Origin of the sequence: Micromonospora sp. NPDC023633 (genome assembly GCF_040640035.1) — a bacterium.
GTDB lineage: Bacteria > Actinomycetota > Actinomycetes > Mycobacteriales > Micromonosporaceae > Micromonospora.
The window spans coordinates 87,697-102,547 of sequence record NZ_JBFABB010000009.1; the positions used below are offsets into that span (position 1 = coordinate 87,697).

The following is a 14,851-nucleotide window of genomic DNA, read 5'->3' on the forward strand; positions in this document are numbered from 1 at the left end:
CATGGACCCGAGGGAGGGCCTAATAGAGATGCTGGAGCGCGGCCTCGTACTGCTTCTTGACGCGGTCGAGGTCCTCATGTCCGTAGTGCGAGGCCTCGACCAGCACCTCGTACACACCGACCGCGTCGTGGCCCAGCAGGTCGACTTCGCCCGCCACCGGGCGGCCGCGGTATCGGTCAATGTTCGAGGCGTCGCCGGGGTGGCGTTCCCGCTGGTACTTGGCCAACAACCGGGCCAACCGGGCCCGGGCGTCCGCAGCGTGAGCCATCAGCTCCGCCGGCATGGACGGGGCATCGTCGCTCACGGGCGGGTCGGCGATGCTGGATGGCCATGCCGGTGAACTGCCGCTGCACCAGATCCGGTGCGGTCGCGGTCGCTGCGGCCTTACGGCGGGGCTTGCCACGCCTGCGCCGGTGGGCGCCCTCGATCCCGGCCAGGCGCATCAGTCGGGCCACCGCCTTGCGGTTGCACCGGTGTCCGCGCTCGTGCAACTCACCGGTGAGCCGCCTGGCGCCGTAGACGCCGCGGTGTTCCGACCAGGCCTGCCGGGTGACCTCGGCCCGGTGCTGGTCGTGGCGTTCCGAAACGGTGCCCGGCGGGTGGCCGAACATCCTGCCGGGCGGTGTCGGTGGTGCCTGCTTCAATGCGGTGGACGTTCGGAGCCGGGAGGGCGAGGATCAGTGGGCACCTGGGGCAGCGGAAACTTCGACGACGACACGGCCGCCGACCACCTGTCGGGCCTGACCGACCGGCTGATCGCCGAGGTCACGGAGGCGATGTCCGGCGACCCGGTCGGCATCGAGCCCGACGAGTACTGGGGCGTCGCGGTGCCCTGCAACCTGGAGCTGCTGCACCTCATCGCACGACAGAACTACGTCGGGGTCAGCCTGCCCGACCAGACGACGATCGCCGGCTGGAAGAGCAGATACCTGGCCGTCTGGGACCAGACGATCGACGGCTTGGAGCCCGGTCCGGAATACAAGCAGCAGCGGCGCGCGACCCTCGTACGTACCTTCGACCAGCTCGCCGAGTTGGCGAAGGAGTAGGCAACTGGCGGCCGGCAGGCTCGAGCCGGTGACGCGACGCGTCACGATGGGGCCGGGTCGGCCGACTGCTCCCGGCAAGCCACGGAGCGAGCACCCACCCCGCAGCGGCAACAACATGTGGATTTGAGCTGCTAACTAAATGGACGAGCAGAGACTCACGGCTCTACACCACTCCGCGGGACGCGACCACCACGGACCTACGGACGCCACGTCCGGAACGCAAGTGGGCAAGCAGACGGTCATCAAGACCAGCAACAGCGCCACCCACACTGGGACGCCGCCGGCAAGCTGGCGGCAGAGTTCGTCGAAACCTTGCGCTGCTCGGGCTCGACATCGACGAAGCCGCCGAAGCCTGCCGTCGGGTCATCGCCCCGACCACAAGGGGTTCGTACGCGACTACCCGGCACCGGTCACCGACCACACCGACCTGCTCGACACGGTGACGTCGGCGCGGGACCGGGACGACGCCCCCTGGACGGGGTGGCCCGTCGGGTGGAGTCGCTGAGCCGACGCGCCGCCCAGCTGGCCCGGCCCCGCACCCGCGTGGCTGCCGTCGACCGGTCGGCGCCCGGGTCGGACGCCAGACACGATGGGCGCCATGCGGAGATCGACGAGGCGACTCCTCGGTGAACTGGACGTCCTGTCGTACCGGGAGCGGATGGCGACCCTGGGTGCGGGCGGCAGGGCTGCGACGGCTGGTCCAGGCCGACGAGGCGGACCAGGGTCCGGGCCCCGCCCGGGGGCCGACCGGCCCGCCGCCGGCTGACCGCCGCTCTGCGCGCGGCGCGGAACTGGGGGCCGGTACGCGGACCCGGCGTTTTGCGTCCCGCCGAGGCCGGGCGGGCAGCGCGCTGTTGTGACGCAACGGACCGGGTCGGGAAAGGGACACAGTGGCTCTCCCGACGGTGGTAGAAAGCGGGCGAGTACCTCACCTCAGGAGATCATCGTGGAGCGAAACTTCGTGTCCCGTCGGTCGCTGCTGGCCACCGGCGGGGCCACCGCTGTCGCGCTCGGCCTCGCCGCCTCCCGGCCGGCGGCGGCCGCCCCGAGCCAGTCGCCCGTCGTCACCCCGGCCGAGGCGTGGCAGCGGCTGCGTCACGGCAACCATCGATTCATCACCGGGCACAGCCGGCACCCGCACCAGAGCCTGGCCGACCTGCGCCGCTTGGCCGCTGGTCAGCACCCGTTCGCCATCACCCTCGGCTGCGCCGATTCCCGGGTCGCCCCCGAGGTGCTGTTCGACCAGGGTCTGGGCGACCTGTTCGACAACCGGGTGGCCGGGAACATCGTCGACGACCTGCTGCTGGGCAGCATCGAGTTCGCCGTGGAGGAGTTCCACAGCCCGTTGATCGTCGTGCTCGGCCACGAGCGGTGCGGGGCGATTACCGCCACCATCGACGCCATCCGTACCGGCGGTTCCGCCCCCGGTCACATCGCCACTATCGTCGAGAGCCTGCGGCCGGTGGTGGAGCCGGTGCTGGGGCAGCCCGGGGACGAGGTGGACAACGGCGTCCGCGCCAACGTCCGAGCTCAGGTCCAGGCGCTGACCGCACGCAGTCCGATCATCACCGAGCGGGTGCACGCGGGCGCGCTGAAGGTGGTCGGCGCCCGGTACGACCTGGACAACGGGCAGGTTACGTTGGTGGACTGACCTCGGTCGGCGCCCGACCTGACGGCACCGGCACGCCGAACTGACCGGGCCAGCTGCGGACACGCCCGCAGCTGGCCCGGTCAGCGCGTAGGCGCGTCCCCGCCGGCGGGCCGGTCTGGCTAACGGTGTTTTCGGCGATCTTGGTTAGTAGGTTTCAGCGGCTGGGAAGCGGTCGCTGAAGGTGGTGGCGAAGGTGTTCAACGTGGGCTTCCAGCGCATCGTCCACCGGGTCCTGCCTGCTCCGGTGGGGTCCAGGGACCCGGCTCACCAGGTACAGACACGCGGCCTGTTCGTTGGGGACGTGGCTGCGGGCCTTCACGGCCCGCCGGTAGCGGGCGTTGAGCGATTCGATGGCGTTGGTTGAGCAGATGACCTTGCAGATCTCACGGGTCACGTAGCCGATGCCACCGGTAGGGACGTTCCACTCGCGGGCGATCTTTGTGGCGTACCAGCGGTCGAGTACCGGGTAGAAGATCGGCTGGTCCGGCAGGCGTGGTGGTCAAGCCCGCCATAGTTGTTGCTGGCCATCAGGTTGTTGACGGCAGGCGACGGCTCGAATCGTCGCGGGTGCTGGATCCATGTAGTGCGGCTCGCTGGTCTGGGAAAGGCAGTCCGGACACGGTTCTGGGTCATCGACGACATACGTGTCTATCCGCGGTGTGGCTCCGGTCGGGCGTCGCCCGTCGCCGGACCGGGTTGGGCGTGCAGAACCTCGCGCGCCTGCTCGGCGGCGCGGACGATGCTCTCGCTGATGAAGTCGAGGAAGCGGGCGATGTTCTCGAGGCGCGCGGCTGCCGGGGTGTGGGACCCGAGGACGCCGACGCCCTGCCGCGCGGTCTTGGCGAGCTGGTCGTTGAAGCGCGCGCTGGCGATCGTCGACTGGTACCACACGTCGTTATCGGCGATATAGCGCTCACGACGCCCCGCGGCGCGTTCCCGGCGGACGAGGCCCTGGCCCTCGAGGAAGGAGATCGCCTTGGAGACGGACGCGGGGCTGACCTGGAGACGCTGGACCAGCTCGGACGCGGTGACGCTGCCCGCATCGGTGGTGAACAGGCACGTCAGCACCTGGGCAGGCATCTTGGGCAGTCCTGAGGCCATGAGCACGGTGGTGAGGGTTTCCTCGAAATCCGCCACGGCCTCGGCATCGCGCCCGTGAGGCTGCGGTGAGACCTGCGCCGACCCGCGCGGTGCGGCTGGCCGGCGACCGCGGACGCGGCGCTCGGTGGCGCGCTGGGCCAGATCGGCGCGATAGCCCGTCGGGCCGCCGTTGCGCATCACCTCGCGCGTGACCGTCGAGGTCGGACGGTTGAGGCGGCGGGCGATCTCAGCGTAGGAGAGGCTGTCGGCCAACCCCAGCGCAATCTGCTGACGCTCCTGCTTGGTGAGGCGTCCTCCTGGCATGGCGATCTCCTTGGTGTGCCTCGTGGTGGTCCCCGCGCGTCCCACCATAGCGTTCACTTTTGACCCATTGCAACGCGCGCCGCCGACCACGTTGCGTTCAGCGCATAGCTGTTGCACCGACTAATAGCACTTGAGCAGCGAGAATCGGGCAGAGATGCAACATCGGTGTTGTGTGCTAGCGGAATGCAACGTAGCGTTTCATCTGCCGGAAACAGCAATCACCGCCCAGCTCAGGAGATGGCAACATGCAGAAGTTCGACACCCCCGCCCCGATCACCGCCGTCCTGGACGTTCCGGCTGGACGCATCCAGCTCATCGCGGCCGACCGCGCCAATACCACGGTCGAGGTGCTGCCGGCGGACGCCGCCAAGGACCGCGACGTGACGGCGGCCCGGCAGACCACAGTCGAATACGCCGACGGCGTCCTTCGAGTCACGACCCCGCTCAAGCCCCAGATCCTCGGTGCCTCCGGAACCGTCGAGGTCAGCATCCAGCTGCCGTCCGGTTCCCGCCTGAAGGCGAAGGCGGCCGCGGCCGAACTGCGTGGCGTCGGCCGCCTCGGCGAGGTCTCCTACGACGGCTCGCAGGCCGAGATCAAGCTCGACGAGGTTGCGGGCGCCCACCTGGCCACCAGCGCCGGATCGGTCGCGATCGGTCGCCTGACCGGTCCCGCGTACGTCACCACCATGCAGGGCGACATCCGCATTGCCGAGGCCGTGCGCGGCGCCCTCGAACTGCGTACGCAGGACGGCGACATCACCATCGGCGCCGCCGCCGGAGTCTCCGCCACCCTGGATGCCGGCACCAGCATGGGCCGGATCCGCAACGCACTGACCAACACCGGCGGCACCGCCGACCTGGAGATCCAGGCGACCACCACCCGGGGCGACATCGACGCCCGCAGCCTCTGACCACCCAGACCAGCACACCGACGACACCGACAAGATCTGGGGACATCATGACGAACGGCGGCGCACTCGCAGCCAGCACGACGACCACGACATGGACCGGCATGGTGCCGGTCGACGACACGGCCCTGGCCGTCACCGACACCGGCGGACCGGGGATCCCGGTGCTGTATCTCAACGGCCAGTTCGCCACCCAGGGGTACTGGCGGCGGGTCATCGCGGACCTGGGCCCGGGCTGGCGGCACATCACCTACGACGAGCGGGCCCGCGGAACGAAGTCCAAGCGATCGGCGGACTACTCGTTCGAGGCTGCCGTCCGGGACGTGGATGCCGTTCTCGCGGCGCGGGGTGTGCAGCGGGCGCTGCTCGCCGGCTGGTCCTACGGCGCGGTCGTCGCAGCGCACTGGGCCCACCGGAACCCGGACTGTGCCCTGGGGGCCGTGCTGGTGGACGGCGCGTTCCCGCACGACTGGCTGGACGACGCGATGGAGGAGCGGATCCGCACGCTGTTCCGGCGTATGCGTCCGATCACGATGCTGATGCGCCCGACCGGACTGACGCCGCGCATGAACGCCGCCCAGCAGGCCGAGAGCAACATCGAGCTCGGCAAGCTCTCCCGCGAGCGGGAGCTGGGCCCGGTGCTGGATGCCATCACCGTGCCGGTGCGGTACGTCGTCGCCTCCGGGACGTCGCTGGGGAGCAAGGGCGACGAGCAGGAGCAGATCCGCGCCAGCCTCGAGGCGGTGACGGTGCGCAACGCGAACATCCGGATCAGCGCGAAGGTCGCCAGCAACCATGGCGCCATCCTCAGGAAGGACTTCCGCGCCGTCGCGGCCGCCGTGCGCGAGATCGCTGGCCACGACCGACAGGAGGGCTGAGCCATCACCGGTCAGCCGCCTGCGCAGGCCGGGCAGACGACAGCGAAGGCCGGGACGTTTGGGCACCGCCACGCTCCGACCCTCGCTGCCCTGACATGCACCTCGCGGCGGCCGGCACGAAAGTTGTCGACGTCGCCTGCGATAGGTATGCGTCTCGCATCCACGGGTGGACACGGAGTCGAATCTGGAGACGGCCATCAACGAGTGGCATGAAAGGTGTGAACGCGGGCGATCTGCAACGGTCGGCTGAGGCGGTCGGGGATCCGGTTGCCGTCCTCGGCGAGGTCCGCCGTCTGCTGGCACACCTGATCACCACCATCCGACCCATCGACGACATACATCGATGGTCGCGATGGCGACGCCGACACCAGTACCGCGCCAGAACAGCCCACTACCAGCGAAGACACCGACTTCATCAGGTGCGGCTGGAGTACTAATGGCGGATGGCACCCGCGCGGGCCCACGGACCGTCGGTCACACGGGCTCGGCGTTGCGATACCGTCAAGACGCCCACACCGTCGTCGACCAGTCCGCGTTCACCGGCTGGCGATGGTCCGTAGGGCACCCCACGAATCCAGGGAGATCCCGATGGCGGAGCCTGAGCCTGTTCAAGACGCCCACGCCGAGAACACCGACACGCCAACCACCGCCGAGACCGAGACCGACGAGCCCGCCGCTTACACAAATCGGGCTGCCCGACGCGCGAAAGGCAAGGCCTCCTCGCCTCAACCGCTTGGGAAGGGGCAGCGCCTGGACGGCCGGGGTTCGGTCCAGGGCCCGCGCCAGTGGGGTAACCGCCGAAGCGGCTGATCCGTTCATGCAGCATTCGTCGGCACACCGCTCCCGGTGCTCCCGGCGATGGTGGCAGGGGAGCAGTCCGGGAACAGCAGGGTGCCCGTACGTCAGACGGCCCGCCCACCCGAGGAGCAGGCCCGCTACGGGCACGCCTCCGCCACCGTGATCGTCGAGGATCTAGACGCGGTCGTCGCCAGGCTGGTCGCCTCGGGCGGCGGGATCACCACCCCGGTGGCGACCAGCCCGACCGGTCGTTACCTGTACGCCCGGCATCCTGGTGGGGCCGAGGTCGAGTACGTCGAGTGGGTGCCAGAGTTGATCGACTGGATTATCGACCCCTGTCTGACCCGAAAATCGGTCAGTGAGCTGTTCTCCACCGGAGTGACGCTGCTCCTCGACCAGTTCAAGTCGGAAGCTGCGGAGGCGCCATTGTCAACCGTTGAACATCGGCGAAACCTGGCTTTCCCTCGACGTACGGACGGCAGTGGCGGCATCGGCCGCCACCCGCAGGGCGCTACGGGCCACGCGGTCGGTCTCACGCAGCATCGTGGGATCGGTGCGCGGCATCGGGCTGATGATCGTGTTGCCCATCACCTCGTCAAGGGGGATGCCGGCGACGTGGAACGCGGCGTCGCGCGTGCCGTCGGGATGGACCAGTAGCCCCGTCTGGGGGTCGACATCGTATCCGCCGGTGGGGTGCCGACGTCCGTCCCGTCCGCAGACGTTGAATGGACGGATGCGGCCCGCCGCCGCGAGCGAGTGGGTGAGGGTGTCGGCGCTGGCCGTGATGTCGTGCGAGTGCATCCACGCGTCGATGAGCACGGGACTGGTCACGGCGGAACCGGCGACGGCGGGCGACTCGGCGTGGAAGAGGCCGAGTTCGTCGTCGGCGACGACGAGCGCCGCGGGGCCGATGAACCTGACGAGACCGGCGTCCACGAGGGCCAGCAACTGCCGGCTGCGAAAGGCCGGTGGGCCGCTGCCGACCATGCCGCCAAACGCTTGCAGGGTGCGGAAGCCGTTCGCGCGCGACTCGGCGTCGAAGCCACCGAACGTTCCGATGGTGTTCGCCAGCTGTCGTGCCGCGCTGATCGACCACAGTCCGGCCTTGATGGCGCTGTCCCGTCCCTTCGCCGACTCGGTGAGGTCGTCGCCTATGTAGTCGGCGACCCAGGCGGCGAATGTCTCGGGGTTGGGGAACGCTTCGCGGACCGGCGACATCGCTGCCGGCAGGTCGAAGCGGTCCGCGGCGTCCGGAACGTGTGGCGCTATCGCGGCGTCGAGTGCCGACGGCACGCCTTCGGTGGTGACGATCGTCGCGAGGACCGTGGTCAGTGGGGCGGCGAACGCTTCGGGGCGCACGCGGTGAAGCGTCTCGTAGTAGTCGACGAATGCGTCCTTGACGATGAGCGGCCACAGCTGACGGTCGAAGTCGATGGGGCGTGGGATCGTCGACCAGTCGACCGACCGCAGGTAACGCTGCGGTGGCGAGGGTGGCAGTGAGCCGTAGAGCGACTTCGCCCGGTAGGGGACGCCCCGGTGAGAGGTGACGTACATCTTCGGTTCGCGTCCCGACGGTTCGTAGCGCACGCCCGCCCGCGTCAGCGAGTCGTCGACGAATCGCCCACCGCGACCGATGGTCAGCAGCGTCATCGCGTCGAAGAAGCCCATCCCGAGCCCGCGTACGATCGCGGTCGCCCCGTCCGGAACACTCCCGAGGGCCTGGTCGATCGGGTTGTCGGGACGTACCCACATCATCTCGGGATGCCTGGCCAGCACCGCCAGGAAACCGTGCTCCTCGTCGGTGTGGTCGCGCGGCAGCCACCCGGTCGCGGCCACGACGGCATCGCACGCGAGCACCGCACCGGTGCTGAGTTCGATGAGCTGGCGCCCGCCGTCCTCGCGTATGCCGACGGCTCGCGCCAGGTGGGTGGCAACGCTCACGCGCGCCGGCATGGTGTGGAGTGCCCGCTCGAAGCACCAGCGGATGTACTCGCCATAGAGTGCCCGGCTTGGATGGGTTGCGACCGTGATCGCCTCAAGCTCGTCGCGGTAGTCGTCGACGAAGCCCGGGCGGACGGCAACGGAGGCGAACGCGGCCCGGTGGGCCGGATCGATGTCTGTCACCTGAATCGCCGACGGCGGCGACGGGTGCGCGGCATCGAGTGCGAGCCGGCACCACTCGAACAGCGTGGGTCCGGGTACGACCGGGCCCGCCATCGTCACGGTGTCATCGGTAAAAAGCGTCACGGCCCCCGCGAGGGTGTTCATGCACATCTGGCGCGTTTGGTCGGTACGCCAGATACGGCCCGCGCCGAGCTGCGTGTCGTCAATGACATGAATATCGAGGTGGTCGATATCGGGGAAGTCCGCGAGATTCGCACCGATTCGCTCGAGCAGCGATACCCCACGGGGGCCCGCGCCGATGAGTGCGATGACGGGGCGGGCGGGGCGGAGTGTCCATATTGGATGAATGCCTATGAATCGGGTCACAAAGATACCCTACCTGGCCGCTAGGCTTAGTAGGGTTCCCGGCATGGCGAACTTGCTGGTCATCCGTCACACGCGAGCAGTGCTGCGGCGTGACGCTGGCGGGACGGACGACGTGGGCAATCCCCCCGGTGCTCTCCGGCAACGTCGAGGGCCGGCTGGGTGAAGGCCAACCCCCCGGGGCGCTTCGGTGCCGGCACAACCAACCGTTATGCCGGCGGTCGACTCTCCGTTGCCACACCGGCGCGTTGTCGCCTGCCATTTTTCGGATTGTGTCGAGATTAAAATGAGCGCGGGAAGGAAGCGCAGCGACGGTGATCGAGTTCCGCGACCTGAAGAAGTCCTACGGCGATCACGTCGTGCTCGACGAGATAAACCTGCAGATCGGCCAGAGGGAGATATTTGGCCTGGTCGGCGTGAGCGGCGCAGGGAAGTCCACGTTGCTGCGGTGCATCAACCGGCTCGAGAAGATCGACAGCGGCACCCTCATCGTCGACGGCACGGACGTGCGTGCCATCAGCGATCGGGACCTTCCACAGTTCCGCCGCCGAATCGGCATGGTGTTCCAACAGTTCTCTCTGATGGAGCGCAAGAACGTTTACGACAACGTGTACTTCCCCCTCAAGTGCCAGGGCGTACGCAGATCAGCAGCCGACCGGAAGGTACGCGATCTCCTCGAGCTCGTCGGACTCGGTGAGAAGCTCAAGGCGCTGCCCCGGGAGTTGAGCGGCGGGCAGAAGCAGCGGGTCGCCATCGCGCGGGCCCTGGTGAACGATCCCACAATCCTGCTATGCGACGAGGCCACCTCCGCGCTCGATCCGAACATCACCGAGGCGGTCCTCGACCTCCTCAAGCGCATCAACGGCGAGCTCGGCCTCACGATCGTCGTGGTGACTCACGAGGTGGCGGTCATGAAGTCCGTCTGCACTCGGATGGGCTTGCTCAGCGACGGGCGCCTGCGCGCGGAGGGAACCGTTGAGCACTTCTTCCTGGAGAACCCGGAACTGCTGGGGGACTTCATTCGCGACGCGGGGCGTCGCCCGGAAGTCGCGCCCGGCACCTCGCTCGTCCGGGTCGTCCAGCGGGACGCCGCGGGGACCAGTCTGCTGTCGCAGCTCGCCATCCGCACCGGCGTGCCGTTCGAGATCTCGTGGGGCGGGCTCGACCGCTACCGGGACCAGGTCTCGGGATCGTTCCTGCTTCAGGTCGCCGACGCCGATCTTCGCGCGGTGTGCGACGGCCTGACCGCTCTCGGGGCCGCCTGGAAGGAGATCTGATGTACCAGTACGAGTTTTCCGAGCTCTTCGAGCGGATCATCCTGCCCGGGCTGCTCGACACCATCATCATGCTGCTCGGCTCGTTCGTCACGTGCACCCTTGTGGGGTTCACGCTCGCACTGGTCCTCGTGACGACCGACACGCACGGGCTCCGACCGAACCGGGCGGTTCACGAGATCGTGAGCACCGTTATCAGCATGCTGCGGTCGGTGCCGTTCATCATCCTCGCCATCTCGATCATCCCGCTGACCCGCCTGGTACTCGGCACGTCGATCGGCGTGTGGGCGGCGGTCTTCGCCATCACATTCGCGGGCAGCCCGCTGATCGCACGGCTCCTCGAGAGCGCCTTCAAGGAGGTCAATCCGAGCCTCATCGAGGCGGCACGATCCTTCGGCGCGAGCGACCGGCAGATCACCTTCCGGGTCATCGTCACCGAGTCGGTACCGGCGGTCATCTCGCAGATGACGCTCGGCGTGATCTCGCTGCTCGGCTTCACCGCGGTGGCCGGCACGATCGGCGCCGGCGGCCTGGGTGCCGTCGCCCTGACCTACGGCTACCAGAACTTCAACGACCAAATCATGTACGGCACCGTCGCGATCCTGGTCGTCATGGTGATCGGCATTCAGCTCGGCGGCAACGCCCTCTACCGCAAACTCCGGTAACCCAGCCCCCGTCATTCGCCCAGCACGAAAGGCAGCACCCCCATGAGAAACCCTCTCAGGAGAGCGATCCCGCTTCTCGTCGTCGTCGCCCTGGGCGTGTCCCTCGCGGGCTGCTCGTCCGGCTCCGACTCCGGAGGCGACGGCAAGACAGTCACGATAGGCGTACTCGCCCGCGAGGAGCCCGACCTGACCTTCGTGGCCGAGCACCTGGCTGAGCAGGGCTACACGATGAAGGTCCAGGTGTTCGACGACAACATCGCCATGAATCGGGCCACCGAGGACGGCAGCATCGACGCCAACTTCTTCCAGAACGCCAACTACCTCAAGAGCTACAAGGACAGCAACGGATCATCGCTCGTCACCTACGGTCCCTGGCTGCAGACCACGGCCGTGCAGTTCGTCTCGAGCAAGCACGACTCGGCCGACGCTCTCCCGAACGGCGCACGCATCGGCATCGCCAACGACTCCGCGAACCGCGCCCGTGAGCTTCAGCTCCTCGCCGCCAACGGCCTCATCGAGCTCGCGAAGGGCGTCGAGGCACCCACGATCCTCGACGTCACCGCCAATCCGAAGAACCTCCGCTGGGTCGAGGTCAACCCGCGCAGCAAGGCCGCAGCGTTCCCCGACCTGGACGCGATGACCGCTCCGTCGATCACCGTCCACCTGATGAAGGACCCCTCGATCAAGGCCCTCTACGAGGAGACGCCGGAGGTCTACGGCACCTACGGAGGCACGCTCTGGGTCGTCAAGGAGGGCTACGAGAACACCGCTTGGCTCGACGTGGCGGTCTCGTACATGCAGTCCACGGACTACAAGAGCTGGATCGCGAACACCTACAAGGGCCTCAAGAAGACGCCCTGAGTCCTCGCCAGCCCATCGGACCACGACCCCCAGGAAGGGAACACCATGGTCAGCATCGTCGGCATGACCGATCTCCCGCTCGACAAGGTCGATCTCCCCACGTTTGTCGACGAAATCGGGCGTGCGGCGCAGACAGCTTTCGAGTTGCCCCCGCACATGCGCAGCGTCTACCTCGTGCCGCTGCCACACGAGAACTGCACGGTGAAGGACGGCTACGAAATCACGTTCTTCCTGTACACGGCACCCGGCAAGAGCGTGGAGCTCAAGCGACGGATAGTGAAGGCGCTCAACGATGTCGTCCAGGCCAATGACTGGGGCGACATCGTCAAGGTGGTGGTCATCATCAAGGAGCATGCCGCCGAAGACGTCGGAGTCGGCGGGGTTCTTCGCCTCGACATGACCTGACATCGGCCGACCGTGCCGTTGCTGAGTAGGGCGGCCGTCAATTGGGCGATGCGGATGAGGCGCCGCAGCCCCACCAGCCCAATTGACGGCCGACCCACCTCGTTGGTCGAGTAATTTCGAGAGGAATATCGCATGAAGTACCGCCCGATCGGCCGGAGCTCGCTGAAGGCGTCCGTGGTCACCTTTGGCGCCATGGGCATCGGCGGCGGTTTCCGCTACCCGGATGCCGACGACGCGGTGTCGGTCCGCGCCGTACGCGCCGCCCTCGACCGTGGTATCAACGTCATCGACACTGCACCGGTTTATGGATTCGGCCACAGTGAGGAAGTGATCGGCGAGGCCATTCGCGGTCGTCGCGACGACGTCATCGTCGCGACCAAGTGCGGGCTGTGGTGGGGCGACGACGAGGGTAGCTACCGCTTCACGTGGGACGGGCACGCCGTCAAGCGCAACCTCAGTCCGCGGACCATCCGGATCGAGGTGGAGGAGAGCCTGCGCCGGCTCGGCACCGACCGCATCGACATCTACTACACCCACAACCCGGCGATGCCGCCGTTCATGACGCCGATCGAGGACACGATCGCGACGCTCATCGAGCTGCGCGACGAGGGGAAGATCCTCACGATCGGGGCGTCGAACTGTCCTCCGGAGGACGTCGAGACCTACCTCGCGCACGACGCGATCGAGATCGTGCAGCGCAGGTACAGCCTCCTCGCCCGCGGGGTACGCGACGACATCCTGCCGCTGTGCGCGTCGACGGGGCTGTCCCTGCACGCTTACTCACCCCTCGCGAACGGGCTGCTCACAGGCGCATTCACCAGGTCCACGCCGCCGGCGCGTGCAGGTTCCCGGCGTGACGACCCGCTGTTCGGCGACCGCTTCGGAGCGGCCATGGACCTCGTCGAGGGACTGACCGCCGTCGCCTCGTCCCTGGGCACCACTCCCGGTGCGCTGGCGATCGCCTACCTCCTCGCGTCGTCAGATGCCGTCAACGTCATCTGCGGCATCCGGCGCGAGTCGCATCTGGACGACATCATCGCGGGCGCCGGACTCGACATCGACGCGAGCGTCACGGCCGTCCTCGACGAGCTGGCGCAGGATTTCGAGGCTGCGGCCCCGGTGACGGCGTGAACCGGTCGGCGCGGGCGGCGGGCCCCGCAGGTGCCGTCCTGAGCCGGCTCTGGAGCGGGAGACGGCTGGCCCCGTCGCTGTCCGCCTATCACCACCTGCATGCCCATCCCGAACTGTCTGGACAGGAGCACCGGACCGCCGAGTTCGTCGAGGCGCGACTCGTCGAACTGGGCATCGAGACGTTCCGGTGCGGCGGTACGGGCGTCGTCGGCATCCTGCGCAACGGGGAAGGACCCGTCGTGGCATACCGCGCGGACCTCGACGGGCTTCCGATCCAAGAGGAGTCGGGCGTGGCCTACGCGAGCACCGACAAGGGCCGACTGACGGACGGATCGGTGTCCGGGGTGATGCATGCCTGCGGCCATGACCTCCACATGACGGTCGCGCTCGCGGCCGCCGGCGTGCTGACCGAGAACCGGGCCGCCTGGGCCGGCACCGTCGTGTGGATCTTCCAGCCGGCCGAGGAGACGGCCGCTGGGGCGGCGGCGATGGTCGACGACGGGCTGTGGGAGAAGGCCCCACGTCCCGACGCGGTGCTGGCGCAGCACGTGACATCCCTATCGAGCGACCGGGTGCGGATCGGCGTCGGGAACGTCATGAACCTCGGCGACTCGTGGCGCGTGCGACTACGCGGACGCGGCGCACACGGGGCCCGCCCGCACGAGTCCATCGACCCGATCGTGCTCGGTGCCCACCTCGTCACCCGCCTGCAGACCGTCGTCTCCCGGCAGGTGGAACCCGGGTCTCCGGCCGTGCTCACCGTCGGCACCTTCCACGCCGGCACCAAGGAGAACATCATTCCCGACGAGGCGACCCTCTCGCTCAACATCCGCACGCCGGATGCCCAGACGCGGGAGACCGTACTTTCCGCTGTCCGGCGCATGATCGCCGCCGAGGCGAGCGCGAGCGGCGCGCCCGAGCCGACGATCGAGGAGATCAGCCGCTTTCCCCGGTGCTTCAACGCGCCGGAGCAGGCCGGCGAGGTGGCGGCGGCCCTCGATGCCGTCTTCGGGTCGGACAACGTCGCACGCGACCTGCGGGCGACCGGCAGCGAGGACGTGGGTTGGCTCGCCGACGCGATCGGCGTGCCGCTCGTTTTCTGGATGTTCGGCGCCTACCGCCCCGGCCGGGCACCCGGCGACATGCCGTCGAACCATACGCCGCACTTCGCCCCGGAGCCCGAGTACGCGATCCCCGCGGGGGTGCGCGCCGCGCTCGCGGCTTTCGGCACCCGTCTCGACATTCCGTCCTAGTGTCCTGAGTCGTTAATTCGCTGGTAGCTTGTCCGTGTGGGTGATGGTCGTGGTCCGAAGCTGGTGCCGCTGGAGTTGACCGTCGAGGAA

Annotated in this window: 13 protein-coding genes and 3 pseudogenes; 10 read left to right on the top strand and 6 right to left on the bottom strand. The window is 68.3% G+C overall.

Annotated features, from left to right (window positions below; genetic code table 11):
• Window positions 1–19 precede the first annotated feature (19 nt).
• Window positions 20–304, bottom strand: a complete 285-nt coding sequence (locus AB0G13_RS04840; RefSeq protein ID WP_357868995.1) for a hypothetical protein — start codon at window positions 302–304, stop codon at window positions 20–22.
• Window positions 305–413: 109 nt separating this feature from the next.
• Window positions 414–611: pseudogene (locus tag AB0G13_RS04845) on the bottom strand (IS3 family transposase); the annotation flags it as partial.
• A gap of 69 nt (window positions 612–680) precedes the next feature.
• Between AB0G13_RS04845 and AB0G13_RS04850 the strand changes: the two are divergent.
• Together AB0G13_RS04850 and AB0G13_RS04855 are read left to right on the top strand one after the other, a co-directional pair.
• The gene (locus tag AB0G13_RS04850) at window positions 681–1,046 is read left to right on the top strand and encodes a DUF4259 domain-containing protein (protein ID WP_357868957.1); all 366 of its coding nucleotides are present in this window, start codon (window positions 681–683) and stop codon (window positions 1,044–1,046) included.
• A gap of 946 nt (window positions 1,047–1,992) precedes the next feature.
• Window positions 1,993–2,697, top strand: coding sequence for a carbonic anhydrase (locus tag AB0G13_RS04855; RefSeq protein WP_357868960.1), 705 nt, complete (start codon window positions 1,993–1,995; stop codon window positions 2,695–2,697).
• Between the two features lie 144 nt (window positions 2,698–2,841).
• Here AB0G13_RS04855 and AB0G13_RS04860 read toward each other — a convergent pair.
• The 3 genes and pseudogenes from AB0G13_RS04860 to AB0G13_RS04870 all read right to left on the bottom strand — a co-directional run.
• Window positions 2,842–3,082: pseudogene (locus AB0G13_RS04860) on the bottom strand (transposase); the annotation flags it as partial.
• Window positions 3,083–3,208: pseudogene (locus AB0G13_RS04865) on the bottom strand (ADP-ribosylation/crystallin J1); the annotation flags it as partial.
• Window positions 3,209–3,345: 137 nt separating this feature from the next.
• The gene (locus tag AB0G13_RS04870; RefSeq protein WP_357868962.1) at window positions 3,346–4,101 is read right to left on the bottom strand and encodes a helix-turn-helix domain-containing protein; all 756 of its coding nucleotides are present in this window, start codon (window positions 4,099–4,101) and stop codon (window positions 3,346–3,348) included.
• Between the two features lie 245 nt (window positions 4,102–4,346).
• Between AB0G13_RS04870 and AB0G13_RS04875 the strand changes: the two genes are divergently transcribed.
• Both AB0G13_RS04875 and AB0G13_RS04880 read left to right on the top strand, forming a co-directional pair.
• Window positions 4,347–5,012 (top strand): DUF4097 family beta strand repeat-containing protein, encoded by a 666-nt coding sequence (locus AB0G13_RS04875; protein ID WP_357868965.1) that lies wholly within the window; start codon window positions 4,347–4,349, stop codon window positions 5,010–5,012.
• Window positions 5,013–5,059: 47 nt separating this feature from the next.
• Entirely contained in the window at window positions 5,060–5,887 is an 828-nt protein-coding gene (locus tag AB0G13_RS04880; protein ID WP_357868968.1) for an alpha/beta hydrolase, read from the top strand.
• A gap of 1,227 nt (window positions 5,888–7,114) precedes the next feature.
• Here AB0G13_RS04880 and AB0G13_RS04885 read toward each other — a convergent pair.
• Window positions 7,115–9,175, bottom strand: coding sequence for an FAD/NAD(P)-binding protein (locus AB0G13_RS04885; RefSeq protein WP_357868971.1), 2,061 nt, complete (start codon window positions 9,173–9,175; stop codon window positions 7,115–7,117).
• A 311-nt stretch (window positions 9,176–9,486) separates the two neighbouring features.
• Between AB0G13_RS04885 and AB0G13_RS04890 the strand changes: the two genes are divergently transcribed.
• The 6 genes from AB0G13_RS04890 to AB0G13_RS04915 all read left to right on the top strand — a co-directional run bounded on the left by AB0G13_RS04890 (window position 9,487) and on the right by AB0G13_RS04915 (window position 14,761).
• Window positions 9,487–10,449: a methionine ABC transporter ATP-binding protein gene (locus AB0G13_RS04890; protein WP_357868974.1), complete on the top strand. Its 963-nt coding sequence runs from the start codon at window positions 9,487–9,489 to the stop codon at window positions 10,447–10,449.
• Window positions 10,449–11,111 (top strand): methionine ABC transporter permease, encoded by a 663-nt coding sequence (locus AB0G13_RS04895; RefSeq protein WP_357868979.1) that lies wholly within the window; start codon window positions 10,449–10,451, stop codon window positions 11,109–11,111. The genes AB0G13_RS04890 and AB0G13_RS04895 overlap by 1 nt, the downstream gene beginning before the upstream one ends.
• 42 nt (window positions 11,112–11,153) lie before the next feature.
• Entirely contained in the window at window positions 11,154–11,972 is an 819-nt protein-coding gene (locus AB0G13_RS04900; protein WP_357868982.1) for a MetQ/NlpA family ABC transporter substrate-binding protein, read from the top strand.
• Window positions 11,973–12,017: 45 nt separating this feature from the next.
• Complete coding sequence (locus AB0G13_RS04905; RefSeq protein WP_357868984.1) at window positions 12,018–12,377, top strand: hypothetical protein; 360 nt, start codon at window positions 12,018–12,020, stop codon at window positions 12,375–12,377.
• 132 nt (window positions 12,378–12,509) lie between these two features.
• The gene (locus AB0G13_RS04910) at window positions 12,510–13,508 is read left to right on the top strand and encodes an aldo/keto reductase (RefSeq protein ID WP_357868987.1); all 999 of its coding nucleotides are present in this window, start codon (window positions 12,510–12,512) and stop codon (window positions 13,506–13,508) included.
• Entirely contained in the window at window positions 13,505–14,761 is a 1,257-nt protein-coding gene (locus AB0G13_RS04915) for an amidohydrolase (protein ID WP_357868989.1), read from the top strand. Before AB0G13_RS04910 ends, AB0G13_RS04915 begins: the two co-directional genes overlap by 4 nt.
• Window positions 14,762–14,851: the final 90 nt, after the last annotated feature.

What these genes read in the sequence shown, in the direction of transcription:
- AB0G13_RS04870 (WP_357868962.1), bottom strand. Translation starts at nt 4,101, where the DNA reads ATGCCAGGAGGACGCCTCACCAAGCAGGAGCGTCAGCAGATTGCGCTG.
- AB0G13_RS04875 (WP_357868965.1), top strand. Translation starts at nt 4,347, where the DNA reads ATGCAGAAGTTCGACACCCCCGCCCCGATCACCGCCGTCCTGGACGTT.
- AB0G13_RS04905 (WP_357868984.1), top strand. Translation starts at nt 12,018, where the DNA reads ATGGTCAGCATCGTCGGCATGACCGATCTCCCGCTCGACAAGGTCGAT.
- AB0G13_RS04880 (WP_357868968.1), top strand. Translation starts at nt 5,060, where the DNA reads ATGACGAACGGCGGCGCACTCGCAGCCAGCACGACGACCACGACATGG.
- AB0G13_RS04910 (WP_357868987.1), top strand. Translation starts at nt 12,510, where the DNA reads ATGAAGTACCGCCCGATCGGCCGGAGCTCGCTGAAGGCGTCCGTGGTC.
- AB0G13_RS04895 (WP_357868979.1), top strand. Translation starts at nt 10,449, where the DNA reads ATGTACCAGTACGAGTTTTCCGAGCTCTTCGAGCGGATCATCCTGCCC.
- AB0G13_RS04900 (WP_357868982.1), top strand. Translation starts at nt 11,154, where the DNA reads ATGAGAAACCCTCTCAGGAGAGCGATCCCGCTTCTCGTCGTCGTCGCC.